Source organism: Flavobacterium psychrophilum DSM 3660 = ATCC 49418, assembly GCF_002217405.1.
Taxonomy (GTDB): Bacteria; Bacteroidota; Bacteroidia; order Flavobacteriales; family Flavobacteriaceae; genus Flavobacterium; species Flavobacterium psychrophilum.
Map to the genome: position 1 here is coordinate 1 of NZ_MUHE01000023.1, position 21,416 is coordinate 21,416.

A 21,416-nucleotide genomic window follows, 5' to 3' on the forward strand; every position below is an offset into this window, starting at 1 on the left:
TTTTTAGTGGACACTAGTGATATAAAAACATACTAATTTGTTTTTATATTATTATTTCAACAAAATTAAAGAATAAATAATATAATTTGTAACATTTTTTTAGAATCAAAACCAACTTAATTCGGTTTTGATTCTAAAAAATATTAATTAGTTTTTCGAGAAAAATTTACTAAAAAACCCTTGTCTTTTTTCTTTCGAATCTTCGCCATTAGCTTCTAATCCTTTCCCTTTCATTCCTTGCAATTGTCCTGCTTTGTCGTCATCAATCATCAGATTAGTAATTAGATCTACATAATTAACGCCAGATTCCTCTAGAAAACCTATTAGATAATTTTCACTAGCATCTACCCCACTAACTTGCTCTATTTGCAATAATCTTCTGTATAATGGTTCGATATGTTTTGTTATTACATCTTGAGGTACTGCTTTTCGTCTGGCAATATATTTTATGACATTATTATTCTCATCCATAACATACTCAAAATCAGTAATAGCCCAATAATATCTTCCTGATTTTGCTAAGTTTTTTATAATTCCATGAAACTGGTTTCCTTGTTTTATATTATCCCAAAGTATTTTATAAATAATTTGAGGCATATCTGGATGCCTAATTATATTATGCGGTTTTGAAATTAGCTCACAATCTTCGTACCCTGAAACATCTGTAAAAACTTCATTTACATACTCGATCGTTCCGTACAGATCGGTTTTGCTCATAATTATTTTTGTTTTATCCCACGCCACTTCTTTTTCTATAGGAATAGGCTTTATAAATTCTATTTCTTGATTCATTTTTTTTTATTTAGATTAAATATTGATAAAGCAAATATAAATGATTTTTCATGATAAAAGTCATAAAAAATATCATAAATAATTGTATTTGTTCTAACACATAGGAAATGAAAAGGTTATATTAAAATAAAAAAACGCTCAAATTATTAAGCGTTTTCTAATTAATTTAAGAATGTTTTAAAAACTATCTTTACCAATATTATTGATACTTAAAATAGTTTTAAAAGGTTTTTATTTATTCTGATACAAAACATGAAAACAAAAGCTTCATAATGATGGTTATAAAAAAATAAAAATCATAACCTTTCCTTGGGTTGTGTATGTTTTTTTTTTTTAGAATCAAAACTTAATCAAATAAATTTAGTCCTGATTCTAATATTAATCTCTTGAGAAAAATCTACTAAAAAACCCTTGTCTTTTTTCTTTTATTTCTTCTCCGTTGGCCTCTAGGCCTTTTTCTTTCATTTCTCGCAATTGTTCCGCTTTGTCATCTTCTAACATTAAATTAGTAATTAGATCTACATAACTAACGCCTGCTTCTTCTAAAAAACCTATTAGGTAATTTTCACTTGCATCGACCCCACTAACTTGTTCTATTTGCAATAATTTTCTATACAATGGCTCGATATGTTTTGTAATTACATCTTGGGGAACTGCTTTTCGTCTGGCAATATATTTTGTAATCTTTTCGTTTTCGTCTAGAACATACTCAAAATCAGTAATAGCCCAATAATATCTTCCTGATTTCGCTAAGTTTTTTACAATACCATGAAACTGGTTTCCTTGCTTTATATTATCCCAAAGTATTTTAAAAATAATTTGAGGCATATCTGGATGTCTAATTATATTATGTGGTTTTGCAATTAGTTCGTAATCTTCGTATCCTGAAACATCTGTAAAAACTTCATTTACAAATTCGATCGTTCCGTACAGATCGGTTTTACTCATAATGGTTCTCGTTTTGTCCCATGCCACTTCTTTTTCGATAGGAGTAGGCTTTACAAAATTTATTTCTTGACTCATGACTTAGATTTAGGTTAAGTAATTTAGCCACAAATATAAAATAAATTCCTACAATTAAAGCCATAAAGCTATTAGCAATACACACTATTTTTTGTAACCATAAGTAAATAAGGAAGTTATGCTAAATAAAAAAAGCATTCAAATTACCGAATGCTTTTTTTATTAATTTAAGATTGTTTCGAAAGTTTCTTTACCAATTTTATTTATTCGCAATGCTTTCGAGTAGTTGAATATAAAATTAAGTGTCTCGTTTTTGGGTAACAGATTAGGTATTATATTTTTCTTTTTAAAGTATTTTTTTGCCATACTATTTTTTAGTTTTTATAGTATAACGAAAACTATCAAATATATTGTTCAATTTATCAATATAACCTGGTTTTTATCTATTATTCTTCTCAAATTTATCAAAGCATAACGCATTCTTCCTAAAGCTGTATTAATACTAACCCCTGTAGATTCAGAAATTTCTTTGAAACTTAAATCCTGATAAATTCGCATTTCGACCACTTCTCGCTGGTCATCTGGCAATTCTTTCAAGAGCTTAATTAAGTCTTTTTCGACTTGATTGGTAATAATCTTACTTTCAATATCTTGGGAATTATCACTCATCATAGAAAAAACAGAAAACTCTTCGGTCTCGCGAAACATAGGCATTTTTTTGGCTTTTCGAAAATGGTCTATCACCAAATTATGTGCAATTCGCATTACCCATGGCAAAAATTTACCTTCTTCGTTGTACGAATTTCCTTTTAACGTTTTTATTACTTTGATAAATGTATCTTGAAATATATCATTAGCAACATCTCGATCTAAAACTTTTGAATATATAAAACCAAAAATTTTAGACTCATGTCTTTTTACTAATATAGATAATGCGTTTTCATCGCCAGAGATGTAATGCCTTACCAATAATCCGTCTGGTAGTTGTATAGTAGCCATAAGAATACTTTTAGAGTGGGTTTGTATTAAGAGTTTGTCTCTTTTTCTAAAGTATTTTTTTAGTATAAGCCTTGTTTTAGTATTAATTAGAATTCAAATTTAATGTAAATTATTTAATATTAACAATATTTGTTAAATAATTTAACAACGCATTTGAAATAAAATTTGAAAAAATTAGTTGCAATTAATCAAAAACCAAAAGAGAGTACATACAAATTACAATAAAAAAGCAGAATTGATTATCTTTGTAAAAACTGACTTTTCAAATGATTCATCAAGATATTTCGAAACTAGAACCTAAGAAAAATATTATCATCAAAGGCGCTCAAATTCACAATTTGAAAAACCTAGATGTTGCTATTCCACGTAATAAATTAGTAGTAATTACAGGGCTTTCAGGCTCTGGCAAGTCTTCATTGGCTTTCGATACTTTGTATGCCGAAGGACAACGCCGTTATGTAGAAAGTTTGTCTAGTTATGCCCGACAATTTTTAGGAAGATTAGACAAGCCAAAGGTCGAATATATAAAAGGAATTGCACCTGCTATTGCTATCGAGCAGAAAGTAAATACCACAAATGCCCGTTCTACGGTGGGAACTTCGACCGAAATTTATGATTATCTCAAATTATTATACGCAAGAATTGGTAAAACTATTTCGCCAATTTCTGGACTTGAAGTAAAAAAAAATACGGTTTCTGATGTTATAAATGACGTAAAAAAATTCGAAATTAACTCTAAATGGTTGCTCCTTGCTCCTATTCACCTGGAAGAAGGACGAAAACTAGAAGACAAACTAAAAGTGCTTTTGCAGCAAGGTTTTGCCCGTATTTTAGTTAAAAACCAAATGATTCGTTTAGATGAAATAGACCAACACAAATTAAATCACAAAGACATTTTACTTATTATTGATAGAATTGTTCTTAAAGATGATGAGGATTTCTTTAATAGATTGGCAGATTCTGTACAAACAGCTTTCTATGAAGGCAAAGGAATTTGTTATCTACAAGAAGTAAATTCTGATAAAAAACATAGCTATAGTGCCAATTTCGAGTTAGACGGATTGTCTTTTTTAGAACCAAATGTGCATTTGTTTAGCTTCAATAATCCCTACGGTGCTTGCCCTGTTTGCGATGGCTATGGTCATGTTATTGGTATCGATCAGGAATTGGTGATCCCAAACACCGCTTTGTCTATATACGAAAATGCCATTTTCCCTTGGCGTGGCGAAACCATGAGTTGGTTTCGTGACGAATTGGTAAACCACAGTCATAAATTCGACTTCCCTATTCACAAACCTTATTTTGAGCTATCAGATACCCAGAAAGACTTAATTTGGAGTGGTAATAAATATTTTCAGGGTTTGAATGATTTTTTCAAAGAACTGGAAGAAAAAAATTACAAAATTCAGAATCGAGTCATGCTTTCTCGCTATCGAGGCAAAACAAAATGTCATGCCTGCAAAGGAAAAAGACTCAGACAAGAGGTTTACAATATAAAAGTAGGCGGAAAAACATTGCCTGATTTGGTCGATTTATCTATAAAAAATACCGTCTTGTTCTTCAAAGACTTAAAACTGTCGGATTATGATACTAAAGTTGCCAAACGATTACTCATAGAAATTAACAACCGATTGTCATTTCTTCAGGAAGTTGGATTAGATTATTTAACATTAAACAGAAATTCTGCAACACTATCTGGTGGCGAATCTCAACGAATAAACCTTGCCACATCACTAGGAAGTTCTCTTGTTGGCTCTATGTATATCCTCGACGAACCAAGTATTGGCTTGCATCCAAAAGACACCGAAAAATTAATTCAAGTGCTTATTTCTCTTCGTGATTTGGGAAATACAGTAATTGTAGTCGAACACGACGAAGATATTATGAAAGCCGCCGATATGATTATAGATATTGGTCCAGAAGCAGGAACTTTTGGTGGTGAACTAGTCGCTCAAGGAACTTTTAATGAAATATTAAAATCAACCTCATTAACCGCAAAATATTTAAACGGAGATTTAGAAATTTCGGTACCCAAAACCAGACGAAAATCTTCTACTTATATAGAAATATTAGGTGCCCGTGAGAATAACTTACAAAATGTAGATGTTAAGTTTCCGTTAGAAATGCTTACCGTAATTACAGGCGTTTCGGGTTCAGGAAAAAGTACTTTGGTGAAGAAAATTCTTTTTCCAGCGATGCAAAAAAAGATTGATGGCGTGGGTGAAAAAGCAGGTCAATATACTGAAATGAGAGGCTCTTATGATAAAATTCACCATATCGAATATGTAGATCAGAACCCAATAGGGAGAAGTTCACGCTCTAATCCAGTAACTTACATTAAGGCTTACGACGATATTCGGGAGTTGTATACCAAAGAAAAACTATCTAAAAATCGTGGCTATCAGGCGAAACATTTTTCTTTTAATGTAGATGGCGGTCGTTGCGAAACCTGCAAAGGAGAAGGTACTATAAATGTAGAAATGGTCTTTATGGCCGATGTTTCCTTGCCTTGTGAAACTTGCAATGGCAAACGTTTCAAAAAAGAAGTACTCGAAATTACTTTTGAAGGAAAAAACATCGATGATATTCTAACAATGACTATCGACGACGCGTTAACCTTTTTTATTAATACAAAACAAACTAAAATATCGCAAAAACTACAACCCCTACAAGATGTTGGTTTGGGATATGTACAGTTAGGACAATCCTCATCGACACTTTCTGGTGGCGAAGCACAACGCATAAAACTCGCTACTTTTTTAGTAAAAGGTGCAACTAAAGAAAAAGCTTTGTTTGTTTTTGATGAACCAACAACGGGATTGCATTTTCATGACATTCAAAAATTACTCAAATCGTTTAATGCTTTAATCGAAAAAGGACATTCTATTATTGTGATAGAGCACAATTTAGACATGATAAAATGTGCCGATTGGGTTATCGATTTGGGTCCTGAAGGTGGCGAAAACGGCGGTCAAATCCTTGCCGAAGGAACTCCAGAAGATATTGTAAAAAACAAAAAATCGATTACTGGAAAATATTTGAAGGAGAAGTTGTAAATACCCTTAGCACTCCTGTTTTTTAAACATAATTTTCTTGTAAATAGTATTTATAATTTCCCATAAATTGAGGTTGTAAAACTTATAACACCATTTTAATTTTAAAAACACTGTAATCTTTGGTGCGTATATTGTCATTACCAGCAACGAGAAATCTCATAATCTGAATTATACCATTTAAAGTTAAAATTTACTGGGATAAAAAAACATACAGGTTTTGTCATTCCGAGGCATGAGAAATCTCATCAAGTTATTCAAATTATGAGATTCCTCGTTCCTCGGAATGACAACATCCTCAATAAACATTCCAGTGTTTTTAAAGCTAAATTGGTATTACTTGATAAGATTTCTCATGCCTCACAATAGCAAACCCTGTCTTTATTATTCCCGTAAATTTAATGCTAAAATGATATAACATTTATTTGCTGTAACTGGTATTAAAAAGTTAAAAAACACTACATATCATAAATTAAGTCTATGTTTTTTAATTTTTGGCACGCAAATTGAATATCCTATTACCATAAGTCTTATTTTTTCGAGAAAGCTAAAAATCGTAAGAGAAGCAAAAAACTATTAAATTTATTGTATCATGAAAAAAATCACTCTTTTAGTAGCCTGCTTTTTATTACTGGGAAATATGGGAAATGCGTCTGAAAACCTTTTTTTTTCTAACAATACAATAATTTCGAGATTCAATTTCGACGAACCAATAACTTTTACAGAACGTGGCATCGGGTTTTATGTATTCCCAAATGGCGAATTCGATTTTAACACAAGACCACAAAATTCGCAAGCTGATTATTACTACAAAACTGGTAAAAAAAGAGAAATAAATAAAAGACCCGAAAATTACGCAGTTCGCATCGAGCATGACGATTTTGGTAGAATAAGAAGAATTGGAAACACTTTTATTAATTACGACTACAATAATCGTGTAACTAGAATTGGCACTGTGTATATGCGATATAATAGTTTTGCGCTTTCCCAAGTAGGTGGTTTAAAAATTATTTACAACAGAAGAGGTCAAATTATAAATGTTTTCGGAACTGTAAAAGGTTACAATTCTAGATATTATAATGATTATAATTACCCCGAATACGATCAAAATGAGAGTCAAAATAATTATAATAACCAATCTTCAAATTCTAATGATGATTACTACTATTACAAAACTGATGGTACGAAATCAAAAATAGAAATTTCAGCAAATGATAGAAGAGAAGGATAAAAGAAAGTTTATATGCTAGTTACATATAAATTTGGTTTGGTTTGTTTATTAAAAACCCTGTATTAGCAATAATTTCGGGGTTTTTTTTATGCGTTTTTAAAACTAAACACAATAAAATCTTAATCAAAAACGGCAAAAATCGCACCATCATAACTGGCAAAAACCATACTGGGATGCGAATCTTGGTGAAATATATTTCCTTTGTTATCTATCCCAATGGCACCCGCAAAACCATCGTAAGGTTTTAATTCTTCAAAAGTTTTTTCGAATGCTTTCTCTAAAGTAAAACCATCTGTAACACGAGTTACGATTTTAGCAGCCGTTGCATTACTCACTATATCCTCACCTACTCCTGTTAAGCTCACGCCACAAAATTTGTTAGCATAATTTCCAGCCACAGTTGCAGAATCTGATATTCGCCCAACCAATTCAAACCCTTTTCCTCCAGTAGAAGTAGCTACGGCAAGTTTATTATCGTTATCTAAAGCTACACAACCTACAGTTCCTGTTCCCAAGGATTTTAGTTTGGCTTCATATTCTGCTTTTCGCTGTGCAATTTCGGTCGAAAAAGCTTCAAAACCGTTCTGCCTTGCATAATTTGTGGCACCACTTCCGCCAAGAACCCTATCCTCTTCACCCATTAATACTTGAGCTACACGAATAGGATTTTTAACTTCTTCAATATTTATAACACCGCTCATTTTCTGAGTTTCGCCATCCATAATAGCGGCGCTCATTCTTATCTTTCCGTCGCTTTGTATCTGAGAACCTGTTCCTGCATTAAACAGCGCATCGTCTTCCAAAAGAGAAACTGCAAAAACCACCGTTTCAAGGGCTGAATGTGTTTTCATAAACTCATACGATGATTTTACAATGCGCTCTAAAGCGTTTTGCTTTGCTACTTTCGTTTGGTGATTAGTAGATGATTCCGAGAAAAACCCGCCGTGAATTATTATTTTCATAGTATCTTAAATTAAAAGAACACAGATATAATATACTGAATACTTTTTAAAAAAATTATTCAATCTATATTTCGAAAAAATATTTTATAATGTGTAATATAAGCTAAACATATTGAGACGATTGAATCGTCATTTTAAAAGTACCCAGATTAAAAGTATCAAATTTACTCATTACATGGGTAACTAAATGAGAAATCGAAATAGGTTGCCCTAATTCTATTTCCGTTAAATTTGTATCTTTTATCTCACGACCATCTACTAAAATTACAAGCCCAGACCCAATAGCCTCCATTTGTTTTCCATTAGTAATAAGCAATCCTGTATCTTCGCCAAGACCAATCCCAAAAACTTTCGGATTTCCTACAACCGACTGAAAAAGCCGTCCAATTCGACCACGTTGCACAAAATGTGTGTCTATAATAACACCATCTATAAGTCCTAAACCAGAAGTAATTTTTACCTCCCCTTTCAATAAAGCTTCCGAACTACTTCCCTGATAAATCATATTATTAGAAGCCGCAGCAGCACCTGCCGAAGTTCCTGCATAAATAAAATCTTCCTTATGATATTTCTCTAACAACAAATCGTGAAACAGAGTTCCGCCAAGAATAGATGTCAATCGTAACTGATCGCCACCAGTAAACATCACCACATCGGCAGCCTTCAATCGAGCCACAATTACAGGATCCATCGCTTCTTCACGACGTTCAATATTTAAAATATCAACATTATTAGCCCCTAAATAATTCAAAGCTTTCACATATTCAGGGCCTATTTCTTTAGGAATTTTCGAAGCCGTAGTAATCACTTCTATCCTAGATTGTGTTTTATGCTTAGATTCATCAATAATTCTCTTCAAAATCCCTTCTTCAAAAAAATTCAAATTATTACTCGAATTATCATCCAAATTGGTTTCTGTAAAACTTCCTTTGTCAACCGCACCACCTATAATGACTAATTTTCCTTGTATATTCATTTTGTAAAAATAACCAAAATTTAAAATAATGCAAATCTATTTTCTTTTTTAGGAGCAAAACATTAAGGTATTTATCAACATATTTCCTGCTCTACATTTCAATTCCCGCTAAAAAAAGCGGGAGATTTACATTTCGATCAGGGCTAAAATTCATAAAAACAACTACTATCAGCATTCATAAAAAACCGAAAACAAAAAAATAAAAACCTATTTTAAATATTTCTAATAATAAAAAGGCTTTTATAAAACAAATATTACCTATTTTTAACAAAAACAACTTATCAAAAATGAAAATCGACAAAATTCAAGCGCTTCGTGGACCAAATATTTGGAGTATCCAACGTAAAAAATTAATCCAAATGCGTTTAGATTTAGAGGAAATAGAACAATTTCCAACCAATAAAATAGACGGTTTTCGAGAACGAATAGAAGCCATGTTTCCAACCATGATAGAACATCGCTGTTCCGAAGGTTGCCGTGGCGGTTTTTTCTCACGCATAGAACGAGGCACCTGGATGGGACATGTTATAGAACATATTGCACTCGAAATACAAACTCTAGCCGGAATGGAAACAGGTTTTGGTCGTACTCGAGAAACCAAAACCCCAGGAATATACAACGTTGTTTTTAGTTACACCGAAGAAAATGTAGGAATCTTTGCTGCACAAAGCGCTGTAAATATTGCAGAAGCATTAATCGCAGGAACAAAATATGATTTAGAAGCCGACATACAACAAATGCGTGTTATTCGTGACAAAGTTCGCCTCGGACCAAGCACAGGAAGCATTGTCGAAGAAGCCGTTGCCCGTGATATCCCCTGGATTAGATTAGGCACAAATTCCTTAGTACAATTAGGTTACGGTATAAACCAAATGCGTTTTCAAGCAACCATAACTTGCAAAACCAGCAGTATTGCGGTAGATATTGCTTGCAACAAAGAACAAACAAAAAAAATGCTCGATGCTGCCTCTATACCAGTTGCTGGCGGAGGAATTTGTGTAAATGAAGAAGATTTAACCCATGTTATTACAAAAATAGGCTATCCAATCGTACTCAAACCATTAGACGGAAACCACGGAAAAGGAGCTTCTATAAATGTAACAAACTGGCAAGATGCCAAAGCAGGGTTAGAATATGCAAAAAAATACAGCAATCGAGTTATTGTCGAAAAATTTATTACTGGTTACGATTTTCGTGTCCTTATTATAGACAACAAACTAGTAGCTGCCGCAAAACGTGTCCCTGCACATGTAATAGGAAACGGAAAAGATTCTATTGCAACACTTATCGAAGAAACTAATAAAGACCCTCGTCGTGGTTACGGTCACGAAAATGTATTAACCGAAATTATAATAGACCGTGATACCGAAGATTTATTAGAAAAACTAAAATACACGATACATACCATTGCAAAAAAAGATGAAGTTGTTTATTTAAAATCGACTGCAAACCTCAGCACTGGAGGAACCTCTGTAGATGTTACCGATATGATGCATCCTGAGAATATTTTCCTTTGCGAGAGAATATCTCGAGTAATTGGACTTGATATTTGTGGTGTCGATATTATGGCAGAAAACCTCACACAACCACTCAAAGAAAATGGCGGTTGTATCCTCGAAGTAAATGCTGCGCCAGGATTTCGCATGCACTTAGCACCATCTGAAGGTTTGCCTAGAAACGTTGCTTCACCTGTAATAGATATGTTATATCCGCCAGGAAAACCAAGCCGAATTCCAATTATCGCAGTTACTGGAACAAACGGAAAAACAACGACAACTAGACTTTTGGCACATATTGTAAAAAATAATGGTTATAAAGTTGGATTTACAACTTCGGATGGAATTTATGTACAAAACCACATGATGGAAAAAGGCGACACAACAGGACCTGTTTCTGCCGAATATATTCTAAAAGACCCAACGGTCGAATTTGCAGTTCTCGAAACAGCCCGTGGCGGCATACTTCGTTCAGGACTTGGCTTCAGTCGTTGCGATATTGCCATTGTAACAAATATTCAAGAAGATCATTTAGGACTTAGCGATATTTATACCCTAGACGATTTAGCCCGTGTAAAAGCAACCGTAGTACGAAGTGTAAAAAAAGAGGGCTGGGCAATTTTAAATGCCGAAGATGATTATTGCATAAAAATTGCTAAAGAACTAAGTTGTAATGTAGCTTATTTTAGTTTAACTGAAGACAATGCAGTAATCAAAAAAATGTGCAAAGAAGGCAAAACGGTAGCTGTTTATGAGAACGGTTACATCACCATCAAAAAAGGAGAATGGAAAATACGTGTAGAAAGAGCCACGCACGTTCCTTTAACTTTGGGAGGAAAAGCCAAGTTTATGATCGCAAACGTTCTAGCAGCCACTTTAGCCAGTTATTTATATGGCTTCAAAACAGAAGATATTAGTTTGTCATTGCAAACATTTATTCCAAGTGTAGCACAAACTCCCGGAAGAATGAATATTTTTGAATTCAAAAAATTTAAAGTTTTAGTAGATTTTGCCCACAATCCTGCAGGCTATCGTGGTATTGAAGGTTATTTAGAAAATATTGATGCAATCAAAAAAATTGGAATTATTGCAGGTGTTGGTGACCGCAGAGACGAAGATATTAAAGAATGCGGATTAATTGCTGGTCGAATGTTTGACCATATTATTATTCGCCAAGAAAAATATTTACGCGGACGAACCGAAGAAGAAATCATCGATTTAATCCTAGAAGGTATTGCCGAATCTGGCAGAGAAGTAACACACGAAATTATCCCTAAAGAAATAGAAGCCATCAAACACGCTATAGATAACGCAGAAGTAGGAAGCTTTATTACTGCTTTAAGCGATGTTGTTACTAATGCTATAGATATCGTTCAAGAATATTTAGACAAAGAAAATGAGGAAGGAAATATTTAATTTTCGTTTTCCGTAAATAATCAAGGACAGTGTTAAGAGATTCATAAAATTTCAAAACACTGTCCTTTTTTTATACATTTACGCAATCAAAAAAATCATTATGAACAACAGAATACTCCTTTTATTAAGCCTCTTTATTACAGTTTTTGCCTCGGCACAAAACAAAAAAATTACACTCGAAGAATCAGTTTTACAACAAAACAGGCTTTTTAGGGCAGATAAATTAGCCGGCTTTCAATGGATCCCTAACACTAATAAATACACCTATTATGTAGAAAACGGAACAAAACTAATGCTTGCCAATGCAACTGATAATAAATTAGCACTTATACTTAACCTAGATGATTTAAACAAATCTTTAAACACAAAGTTAAATTCCTTTTTTGGCTACCAATGGAAAAATGAAAACATACTAACCATTTCAAATGGAACAAAATTTTATTCCTATCAAATTGCAACAAAAATAGGAAAAACCACACAAGAAACATTAGAATTTGCAGAGAATAAGACTTTTGACAATACTAATGAGAACTTAGCTTTTACAGAACAAAACAACTTATTTTTCTTTAATAAAAATAAAGAAAAAATTACAGTTACTAACAACTCCGATAAAAATATAGTTTCTGGACAAACAATTGCTAGAAGCGAATTCGGAATATCGGGCGGAATTTTTTGGTCTCCAAAATCTACTTATTTGGCTTTTTACCAAAAAGACGAAACCAATGTAGCAGACTATCCTTTATTAGATATTACCCAAACTCCAGGGAAATTAGAAAGCATCAAATACCCAATGATTGGTCAGAAATCAGAAAAACCAAGAGTTGGTGTTTACAATCTAGCCACTAGCAAAACTGTTTTTATTTTGCCGAAAGGCAATCCTGAAGATTACCTAACAAATCTTTCTTGGTCACCAGACGAAAAATATATTTTAATTGCCGAAGTAAATCGTGCTCAAAACGACATGAATTTGAATGTATATGATGCCAATTCTGGTACTTTTGTACGCACCATTTTAAACGAAAAGAGCAACAAATGGGTAGAACCAGAAAATGCTGCCTTTTTTCCAAATAGCAAATCCAATAATTTTGTTTGGATATCTGAAAAAGACGGATTCAATAATTTATACTATTATACTATCGAAGGAAAGCTAATTAAAAAACTAACAAGCAATCTATTTCCCGTTAGAGAAATCATTAGTACCAATACCGCTGGAACCGAAATTTATTTTAAAGCTACTGGAGAAAACGCAACAAACATGCTAGCCTACAAAGTAGACCTGAAAGGAAAACAAACCTTAATAACCAAAGAATTTGGCGTACATACAGTCATTCCAAATTTTGATGGAAGTTTCATTTTCGACGAATACTCAAACCACACAACACCAAGTAAATCATTAATTTACGACAAAAATTTAAAGCCCACAATAGTATTAGAAAGCAAGAACAAATATGACGGTTACGTGATGGGAACAACCGAAATTAAAACCATAAAATCTGCTGACGGAATTACTAATTTATTTACCAGATTAATTAAACCAAGCAATTTTGATGCCTCAAAAAAATACCCCGTTTTAATTTACGTTTACGGAGGTCCTCATGCGCAAATGATTACAAATTCCTATCTAGATGGCGCAAATTTATGGATGCACTGGATGGCAGAACAAGGTTATTTAGTCTTTACTGTAGACAATCGTGGGTCTGATAATCGTGGCGTAGCTTTCGAAAGTGTTATTCACCAACGATTAGGTGTAAATGAAATGGAAGACCAAATAAAAGGGGTCGATTACCTGAAATCGCTACCTTATGTAGATGAAAACAGATTGGCTGTTCACGGTTGGAGTTTCGGAGGTTTCATGACAACCTCATTGATGCTCCGAAAACCAGACACTTTTAAAGTTGGTGTTGCAGGCGGACCAGTAACCGACTGGAAATGGTACGAAATCATGTATGGCGAACGTTACATGGACACGCCAGCAGAAAATCAGAAAGGTTTTGATGAAGCCAATGTTTTAAATTATGCAAAAAACCTGAAAGGAAAATTATTACTCATTCACGGAACAAGCGACGATGTTGTAGTCATGCAAAACAATTTAGGATTAATCAAGAAATTTATAGAAGCCGAAAAGCAAGTAGATTTCTTCCCTTATCCAATGCACAAACACAATGTACAAGGAAAAGACAGAGTACATTTGATGAAGAAAGTTTTAGATTATATCATCGAAAACAACAAATAGCTTACAAAAAATGCCAATCGGTTACTTACGATTGGCATTTTTTTATTAGAATATTTAAACTATAGATTTTCTGTTTTGGCATATCTTTTTAAAACAAAACCTAAAGCTACGTTTTTTGTTTTTTCTTTCTTGCAGCAGGAAACAATATATTGTTAAGAATTAATCTGAAACCTGGAGAATTGGGGTGCAAGTCTAAAACCGTAGGCTCATCGCCTACTCGATGCTGAAAATCCTCAGGATCATGTCCGCCATAAAAAGTAAAAAAGCCTTTTCCTTTTTGCCCATGAATATACCGTGCTTCTTCATTAATTTGATTTTCTCCTAAAACAAGAACATTTGTTTTTATTAGTTGCCTCTCGAACGAAGTGGTTTGCCCCATAAATCCTTTTACTAATGAGGTATGATTTTGACATAACATGGTTGGAATTACGTCCCATTTTGCAGAGAATTCCATCAGTGTAAAATAATCTTTCTCGAAAGGAATCCTTCTTTTCTCGGTCATATCAATATCCGAAAACTCGTAATGCTCTGGCTTTCGGTCTAAAATAAAATCTTTAAAAGCAAAGGTCTTCGAATAATTTATTTTCGATTGATAATTAGCCTCACTCTCATCACCATCAAACATAGACTCACAAATATCTATCCCTTCGGCAGCTAATGCAATATCGAAACTATCGGTTGCAGAACACATGGCAAACATAAAGCCGCCGCCAATAACGAAATCTCTAATTTTTCTGGCAACAGCGCCTTTTTCTTGCGAAACTTTATTGTAGCCTAGCTTTTTTGCCAATGCCTCGGCATCTTGTTTTTGCTGAATATACCATGGTGCAGTCCTATAAGCCCCAAAAAACTTACCGTATTGTCCTGTAAAATCTTCGTGATGCAAATGCAACCAGTCGTATAAAATTAACTGATCGCTTAACACTTCTTGGTCATAAATGGTCGTAAATGGTATTTCGGCATAAGTTAAAACCATAGTCACCGCATCATCCCAAGGTTGCTTACCTGGAGGAGAATAAACTGCTACTTTAGGCGCTTTTTCTAAAACAACCACCTCCATATTTTGCGAAGGAGAAGAAATATCTGCCAATATATTATTGGTTTGATTGTCAGAAAGCACTTCAAAACTCACGCCTCGTATTTGGCATTCTTTTCTAATATCTGAAACATCTGGCAAAAGAAAAGAACCGCCACGATAGTTTAATAACCAACTGGCTTTGTATTGTTTTTCTAAAGCCCAATAAGTTATCCCGTAAGCTTTTAGGTGGTTTTTTTGAGACGTTTCATCCATAGGAAGCAAAATAAAATTTGCTTTCACAGAAAATGAAATGAGGATTACTAATATAAAAAATGACTTATTAAGTTGCATTATGATTTTTTAATTCCAAAGATAATAGTTTTAATGAATGAAAAATATAAAAATATACGATCAAAATTTGGATCAAATAAATTAATGAAAATAAATATTTTTTTATTTTTATTTAATTTGCTTTGAAAACTAAAAATAAACCTTATATTTGCACACGCTTACACGGGGTGTAGCGTAGCCCGGTTATCGCGCCTGCTTTGGGAGCAGGAGGCCGCAGGTTCGAATCCTGCCACCCCGACTAAAGTCTTTTCATTTACTTGAAAAGACTTTTTTTTTATAAAAAAAAAGAAAAAAGTTTGTTTCAAAAGAGTGAAATACATAAATGTTGTTATATTTACAAATCATAATGTTTTTTACAACTGTACTATGGAAATACTCTTACTTATTCTGGTTCTCATTTTTTTATTTTATATTTCTAATACTATAAAATTGCGGTTTGATACTATAGACAAGAAATTTATTGCGCTAAACAAATTTATAGATCAGGTAAAAGCAGAAGAAAAAACAGCACAATTTATACCTTCAACGGAGAATAAAAAACCAATTATAGCTTCTGATGAAGAAAAACAAACCATCAGTAAGCCTATAATTGAAGAAGAAATTTCAGAAGAAGAAAAAGAACTGTTTTTTACTCCGCTAAAAAACCTAAGTATTCCAAAAGAAGAAGAGCAAACTATAATTACACCTATAATTGAAGAATTTATTTCAGAAGAACACAAAGAAATGTTTTTTACTCCTTTAGAAAACCTAAACATCTCAAAAGCAGAAAAACCTGAACAAAAACAAAAACCTCATACTCCTTTGGCTCCCGAAAAATCGTTTTGGGAAAATTTTAAAGACAAAAATCCAGATTTAGAAAAATTTATTGGTGAAAATCTAATTAGTAAATTAGGGATTTTAATTCTTGTTCTAGGAATTAGCTACTTTGTAAAATATGCGATCGATAAAAATTGGATAAACGAACCTGCTCGTGTAGGAATTGGAGTCCTTAGTGGTGTTTTAGTTATGGGAATAGCGCACAAGCTAAAACAACAATATGCTGCATTTAGTTCTGTTTTTGTGGCTGGAGCTATTGCCATTTTTTATTTTACCATAGCAATAGCTTTCCACGAATACCATTTATTTAACCAAACCGTTGCCTTTATAATCATGGTAGCTATTACTGGTTTTAGTGTGTTTATTTCCTATTCCTATAACAGAATAGAACTTGCTGTACTCTCCTTAATTGGTGGCTTTGCAGTACCCCTTATGGTTAGCACTGGCAACGGAAACTATATTGTGTTATTTAGCTATATTATTATCTTAAATGTAGGTATTTTAGCATTAGCCTATCACAAAAAATGGAGTTTAGTAAATACCCTAGCCTTCGTTTTTACAATACTTCTTTATGGTGGTTGGTTATCCGCAGAAATAAATGAACCTAAACCTCATTATCTTGGCGCTTTACTTTTTGGATTTGTCTTTTATTTTATATTTATCCTAATAAATATTATAAACAACATAAAAACAATAGGCGTTTTTACTAAAATACAATTATCGCTTTTAACAACAAATACTTTCTTGTTTTATACTGCTGGAATGGTAATTTTATCTAATTATCATCCTGAATTAAGAGGCTTATTTACTACATTTATTGCGCTATTAAACCTAACCTATGCGTGGTTCTTGTATAAAAAATTTGGATTAGACAAAAAAGCTGTTTATTTACTAATTGGCCTTACACTAACATTTGTAACACTAGCAATTCCTATTCAGTTTAACGGGCATTATATTACTTTATTTTGGGCGGCAGAAGCTGTTTTACTTATTTGGCTAGCACAAAAATCTGAAATTAACAGTTATCGTTTTGCTTCGGTAATTGTGCATTTTTTAATGCTTATTAGCTTAATCATGGATTGGAACAAAATTTATGGTGGCAATAGCGTTCTCAACATTATAATTAATCCAATTTTTATAACTGGATTATTTGCTATTGCTTCGTTATTTGCTATTTATTACCTATTAAAAAATGAAACCAAAAGTTATGAGCAGTTTGGGTTTGCTTTTAATCCAGAAAGCTACAGAAAATTTGCTTTTTTAACAGGTATTATTCTTAGCTATTTTGTAGGAATTATCGAAGTTAGCTACCAAGCAAACGATTATATTCAGAGTCCAGATTCGACTATTTCATTCCCTATAGTGTACCACTTGTTGTTTTTTGCTACATTATCCTATATCATCGTAAAGAAAAAAACGCAATTCGGATATGATTTTGCCACAATTATTGCAGTTGCAAATATATTCTTATTTACATTTTGGTTTTCAAATTATGCTTTTGTCGAGCACGAACATTATATTAGCACGGGAATTTACCAACGATTTGCTTTTTATTTACATTACGTTTCACTTTTAATCATTATTTATTTTGCATACCAATTATACAAAATGGAGAAAGAAAAAGTTATTCCAGAGTTCTTTAATACAAATATTTCTATCTGGATTGCGGCCTTCTTCATTATATTTTTAGCCAGTAGCGAAATAATGCTTCACGGATTAGTTATTACAAATTCGCCTGTTACTCTACAAGATATAAAAAGTAGTACTATGTATGCCGACTATAAAAATGATCCTAAATATTTGCGCATTCTGATTTCTGATAATTTCATTTCAGAGACAAGAACTCGAATATGGAAAGCTGCTTTCCCAATTTTATGGGGGTTTTTAGCCTTCATCTTCTTGATCATTGGCATAAAAAAACAAAACAAAACCATACGAATAATTGCATTATCGTTACTTGGACTAACGGTTGTAAAATTATTTGTGTACGATATTAGTAATGTTTCCGAAACTGGAAAAATCATTGCATTTATATTGTTAGGCGTTTTAATTTTGATAATATCATTTGTATATCAAAAACTAAAAATCTTGGTTATTGATGATACAAAGACAGAAGAACATAAAGAAATAAACAAAATTAATGAGAATGAATAAATTTTTTATCCTATTATTTATAGCAAATTTATCGTTTGCGCAAAACAGAATTGCAACAGCAAAAATAAAATATGACGGAAAAGAAGGTTTCCATAAACTAGTTTTGCCAACAGAACTTCGGTCGTTTTCGAATGATGATTTGAGTGATTTTAGAATTTTTGATAGCAAAAAAAATGAAGTTCCTTATTATTTTGAAACCAAAAATAATCAATCTTATAACAATTTATTTGTAGCTTACAAAATTATTTCTAAAACAGCTATTACAAACAAAAATACAGTTTTAATTTTCGAAAATCCAAAAACGACTATAAGCAAAGCAACATTAGAAATTGCCAATTCGAACATTACAAAATCCTATAGCATTAGCGGAAGTATGGATAACGAAAAATGGTTCGGATTAGTAAATAAGGATTCTTTATCTCCTATTTATTCTGAGGAAACTTCGTCTGGATTTTATACAATTCCTATTCCTCCTTGTTTTTATAAGTATTTAAAAATAGATTTCAATGACAAAAAAACGCTACCTATAAACATCTTAAATATTGGTTCTATTAATCATAAAATGTCAAAAACGACATTACTTACCGTTCCTTACAAATCAAAATTGGTAACCGAAATTAAAGACAAAAAAAAGACAAAAATTCAAATTAATTTTAACAATCCTCAAATTATAAACCAAATTTCATTTACAATTTCAAATCCAAAATTTTACAAACGAAACATATCTGTATATAAAAAAGCAACTCGAAAAGTAAAACATAAATTTGAAAACTATGAAGAACAAATTGCTAATTTCGAACTAAATTCTGACACAAACAACACATTTAATATAGCACAAATTTTCGAAAAAGAACTTTTTATAGCAATAGAAAACAAAGACAATCAGCCGTTAACTATTTCTAAGATAGAACTTTTTCAAACTCCATTTTATATCATTACCGATTTAAAAAACAACGAAAATTATACCATTACAACAGGAAACAAAGACTTAGATACACCACAATACGATTTAGAAAATTTTAAAAATAGTATAACTACAAATCTACCAGAAGCCCAAATTACAGAAACAAAACAAATTAAAAACAGTTGTAAAACAGCGGCAAACAAAACATTTTGGCAACAATCCTGGTTCATGTGGCTTTGTATTTCCTTAGCTGGAATTGCCATTACCTACTTTGTAATCAGTTTAGTAAAAGACATGAATAACAAATCTTAATCATGAAACAACCAACACTATTTGCTATGATTGGCGCAGGAATACTAATCCTTAATTCGACTATTTTATATTATAATTTCTTTTAATATTCTTACATATTCATCTAATTTTAATATAGTAACCGAAATACTAGATTTGACAGCATCAATTGCTATTTTTAATTTTTTTTATGTTTTGTACAACAAACAAAACAACAAACCAGAAGATGATAAATAACGATATTAATGATTTGTTAGAGATAAATCCCGAAAAGAGAATAAACCAAAAAAATCAAAACATCGTAAAACACGTACTAATTAGAGCTGGAGTAGCAGTACTTAGTCTATTAATAATCGTCTTGTATTTAGACCGTTGCGATTTAGGAATGTACGGCTTTTTAGCATTATTTTACATCATGGGTTCGTTCCTTTTACTATGGATAATTTTTTTATTAATCGAAGCCTTAATCCTTCATAATAATAAAAAACCGTTGCTACGAAATGCCAACCTCATAATGATCCTAACGCTAGTAATACTAGTTTTTGGGGCCCTAAACACATTAAGCTAACCACCTCAATTTGATAATATAAATTGCGGATATTTAATACAAAAAAACTACTTTTGCATAAAACATAACACCACATTTTTATGCTCATTATAGGAATTGCAGGCGGAACAGGATCAGGAAAAACAACCGTAGTTCACCAAATCATGAACGAGTTACCAGATACTGAAGTAGGTATTATATCTCAAGATTCTTACTACAAAGAAACCCAAAACTTAAGCTACGAAGAACGTTCACAAATAAATTTCGACCATCCACGAGCTATCGATTTCGAATTATTAGTACAACACCTCAAAGACTTAAAAGCGGGAAAAATAATAAACCAGCCCGTATATTCCTTTGTAAAACACAACAGGACAGACGACACCATTACCACGCACCCTCGCAAAGTAATGATTGTTGAAGGAATATTAATACTCACAAATCCCGAATTACGTGAACTATTCGACATCAAAATATTTGTTCATGCCGATTCAGACGAACGACTAATCCGTCGTCTCAAACGAGACATTGCAGAACGTGGTCGTGATATGGAAGAGGTTTTAAACCGTTACCAAACCACACTAAAACCAATGCACCAGCAATTTATCGAGCCAACAAAAGCCTTTGCCGATATTATAATCCCAAATGACAAATACAACACAGTAGCAATTGATGTTGTTCGAGCAGTAATAAACCAACGTATTTCATAAAAAATTAGTACTTTTAGGGGCTATTTCCTGCTATCTGTAATAGCCCAAAGTGCGCTGAACGCTAAGTAAAACAAACGCTAAGTGAAGTAATCTTTTGCTTGCTAAGAAGCAAAAAAAAAAGAATTCTCACTGCTATCGGGGCTAAAAACCAATAAAAATGAACAATCCATTCAAAAATAACATTCCCTACAAAACGCTACTCAACAAGTATGTTATTGTATGCTTTTTTTTTGTAATTTGGATCCTATTCTTAGACAATTATTCCTACCTAGACCATTGTGCTCTAAACAGCGAAATAAACGAACTTGAAGACAATAAAATATATTACCAAGAAGAAATAAAAAAAGACATAGACCAAATAAAAAAACTAAAAAATCCTGCCCAAATAGAAAAATATGCCCGCGAAAAATACTATATGAAAAAGGATAGCGAAGACATATACATCATCGAATTTGAAGGAGACACTTTAGAGAAAAGATAATCTTACAACCCTAAACAATAACA

Annotated in this window: 15 protein-coding genes and 1 tRNA gene; 10 read left to right on the forward strand and 6 right to left on the reverse strand. The window is 32.4% G+C overall.

Annotation, left to right across the window (positions count from 1 at the left end):
- Positions 1–147 precede the first annotated feature (147 nt).
- From B0A57_RS06645 to B0A57_RS06655, 3 genes are all read right to left on the reverse strand, one after another.
- A complete protein-coding gene (locus B0A57_RS06645) occupies positions 148–792 on the reverse strand; it encodes a PAS domain-containing protein (protein ID WP_011963243.1) in 645 nt (214 codons plus the stop codon).
- A 378-nt stretch (positions 793–1,170) separates the two neighbouring features.
- Positions 1,171–1,815: a PAS domain-containing protein gene (locus B0A57_RS06650; RefSeq protein WP_011963244.1), complete on the reverse strand. Its 645-nt coding sequence runs from the start codon at positions 1,813–1,815 to the stop codon at positions 1,171–1,173.
- Positions 1,816–2,169: 354 nt separating this feature from the next.
- On the reverse strand, positions 2,170–2,754 hold the full coding sequence (locus tag B0A57_RS06655) for an RNA polymerase sigma factor (RefSeq protein WP_011963245.1): 585 nt from the start codon (positions 2,752–2,754) through the stop codon (positions 2,170–2,172).
- Positions 2,755–3,020: 266 nt separating this feature from the next.
- On the opposite strand from B0A57_RS06655, the gene uvrA reads away from it, so the two are divergent.
- Complete coding sequence (uvrA, locus tag B0A57_RS06660; RefSeq protein ID WP_034097552.1) at positions 3,021–5,810, forward strand: excinuclease ABC subunit UvrA; 2,790 nt, start codon at positions 3,021–3,023, stop codon at positions 5,808–5,810.
- Between the two features lie 589 nt (positions 5,811–6,399).
- Positions 6,400–7,038, forward strand: a complete 639-nt coding sequence (locus B0A57_RS06665; RefSeq protein WP_034097550.1) for a hypothetical protein — start codon at positions 6,400–6,402, stop codon at positions 7,036–7,038.
- 119 nt (positions 7,039–7,157) lie between these two features.
- Here the strand turns inward: B0A57_RS06665 and B0A57_RS06670 are convergent, their stop codons facing one another.
- Both B0A57_RS06670 and B0A57_RS06675 read right to left on the reverse strand, forming a co-directional pair.
- Positions 7,158–8,000, reverse strand: a complete 843-nt coding sequence (locus tag B0A57_RS06670; RefSeq protein ID WP_011963248.1) for an isoaspartyl peptidase/L-asparaginase — start codon at positions 7,998–8,000, stop codon at positions 7,158–7,160.
- A gap of 103 nt (positions 8,001–8,103) precedes the next feature.
- Positions 8,104–8,976 (reverse strand): cyanophycinase, encoded by an 873-nt coding sequence (locus B0A57_RS06675; RefSeq protein WP_034097548.1) that lies wholly within the window; start codon positions 8,974–8,976, stop codon positions 8,104–8,106.
- 287 nt (positions 8,977–9,263) lie between these two features.
- Here B0A57_RS06675 and cphA point away from each other — a divergent pair, with 287 nt between their 5' ends.
- Positions 9,264–11,888 (forward strand): cyanophycin synthetase, encoded by a 2,625-nt coding sequence (cphA, locus tag B0A57_RS06680; protein WP_011963250.1) that lies wholly within the window; start codon positions 9,264–9,266, stop codon positions 11,886–11,888.
- Positions 11,889–11,988: 100 nt separating this feature from the next.
- The gene (locus B0A57_RS06685; RefSeq protein ID WP_034097546.1) at positions 11,989–14,121 is read left to right on the forward strand and encodes a S9 family peptidase; all 2,133 of its coding nucleotides are present in this window, start codon (positions 11,989–11,991) and stop codon (positions 14,119–14,121) included.
- Between the two features lie 106 nt (positions 14,122–14,227).
- Here B0A57_RS06685 and B0A57_RS06690 read toward each other — a convergent pair whose 3' ends face one another.
- Complete coding sequence (locus B0A57_RS06690; protein ID WP_011963252.1) at positions 14,228–15,490, reverse strand: hypothetical protein; 1,263 nt, start codon at positions 15,488–15,490, stop codon at positions 14,228–14,230.
- A 163-nt stretch (positions 15,491–15,653) separates the two neighbouring features.
- Here B0A57_RS06690 and B0A57_RS06695 point away from each other — a divergent pair.
- The 6 genes from B0A57_RS06695 (at position 15,654) to B0A57_RS06720 (ending at position 21,393) form a co-directional block, all read left to right on the forward strand.
- Positions 15,654–15,728, forward strand: a tRNA-Pro gene (locus B0A57_RS06695).
- 128 nt (positions 15,729–15,856) lie between these two features.
- Positions 15,857–18,460, forward strand: a complete 2,604-nt coding sequence (locus tag B0A57_RS06700) for a DUF2339 domain-containing protein (protein ID WP_034097544.1) — start codon at positions 15,857–15,859, stop codon at positions 18,458–18,460.
- Positions 18,453–19,676, forward strand: coding sequence for a hypothetical protein (locus B0A57_RS06705; RefSeq protein ID WP_034097541.1), 1,224 nt, complete (start codon positions 18,453–18,455; stop codon positions 19,674–19,676). The genes B0A57_RS06700 and B0A57_RS06705 overlap by 8 nt, the downstream gene beginning before the upstream one ends.
- Before the next feature lie 205 nt (positions 19,677–19,881).
- Positions 19,882–20,223 (forward strand): hypothetical protein, encoded by a 342-nt coding sequence (locus B0A57_RS06710; protein WP_034097540.1) that lies wholly within the window; start codon positions 19,882–19,884, stop codon positions 20,221–20,223.
- Between the two features lie 80 nt (positions 20,224–20,303).
- A complete protein-coding gene (gene udk / locus B0A57_RS06715; protein ID WP_011963257.1) occupies positions 20,304–20,912 on the forward strand; it encodes a uridine kinase in 609 nt (202 codons plus the stop codon).
- Positions 20,913–21,069: 157 nt separating this feature from the next.
- Positions 21,070–21,393, forward strand: coding sequence for an FtsB family cell division protein (locus tag B0A57_RS06720; protein WP_074460296.1), 324 nt, complete (start codon positions 21,070–21,072; stop codon positions 21,391–21,393).
- Positions 21,394–21,416: the final 23 nt, after the last annotated feature.

What these genes read in the sequence shown, in the direction of transcription:
- B0A57_RS06645 (WP_011963243.1), bottom strand. Translation starts at nt 792, where the DNA reads ATGAATCAAGAAATAGAATTTATAAAGCCTATTCCTATAGAAAAAGAA.
- B0A57_RS06650 (WP_011963244.1), bottom strand. Translation starts at nt 1,815, where the DNA reads ATGAGTCAAGAAATAAATTTTGTAAAGCCTACTCCTATCGAAAAAGAA.
- B0A57_RS06655 (WP_011963245.1), bottom strand. Translation starts at nt 2,754, where the DNA reads ATGGCTACTATACAACTACCAGACGGATTATTGGTAAGGCATTACATC.
- uvrA (WP_034097552.1), top strand. Translation starts at nt 3,021, where the DNA reads ATGATTCATCAAGATATTTCGAAACTAGAACCTAAGAAAAATATTATC.
- B0A57_RS06665 (WP_034097550.1), top strand. Translation starts at nt 6,400, where the DNA reads ATGAAAAAAATCACTCTTTTAGTAGCCTGCTTTTTATTACTGGGAAAT.
- B0A57_RS06670 (WP_011963248.1), bottom strand. Translation starts at nt 8,000, where the DNA reads ATGAAAATAATAATTCACGGCGGGTTTTTCTCGGAATCATCTACTAAT.
- B0A57_RS06675 (WP_034097548.1), bottom strand. Translation starts at nt 8,976, where the DNA reads ATGAATATACAAGGAAAATTAGTCATTATAGGTGGTGCGGTTGACAAA.
- cphA (WP_011963250.1), top strand. Translation starts at nt 9,264, where the DNA reads ATGAAAATCGACAAAATTCAAGCGCTTCGTGGACCAAATATTTGGAGT.
- B0A57_RS06685 (WP_034097546.1), top strand. Translation starts at nt 11,989, where the DNA reads ATGAACAACAGAATACTCCTTTTATTAAGCCTCTTTATTACAGTTTTT.
- B0A57_RS06690 (WP_011963252.1), bottom strand. Translation starts at nt 15,490, where the DNA reads ATGCAACTTAATAAGTCATTTTTTATATTAGTAATCCTCATTTCATTT.
- B0A57_RS06700 (WP_034097544.1), top strand. Translation starts at nt 15,857, where the DNA reads ATGGAAATACTCTTACTTATTCTGGTTCTCATTTTTTTATTTTATATT.
- B0A57_RS06705 (WP_034097541.1), top strand. Translation starts at nt 18,453, where the DNA reads ATGAATAAATTTTTTATCCTATTATTTATAGCAAATTTATCGTTTGCG.
- B0A57_RS06710 (WP_034097540.1), top strand. Translation starts at nt 19,882, where the DNA reads ATGATAAATAACGATATTAATGATTTGTTAGAGATAAATCCCGAAAAG.
- udk (WP_011963257.1), top strand. Translation starts at nt 20,304, where the DNA reads ATGCTCATTATAGGAATTGCAGGCGGAACAGGATCAGGAAAAACAACC.
- B0A57_RS06720 (WP_074460296.1), top strand. Translation starts at nt 21,070, where the DNA reads ATGAACAATCCATTCAAAAATAACATTCCCTACAAAACGCTACTCAAC.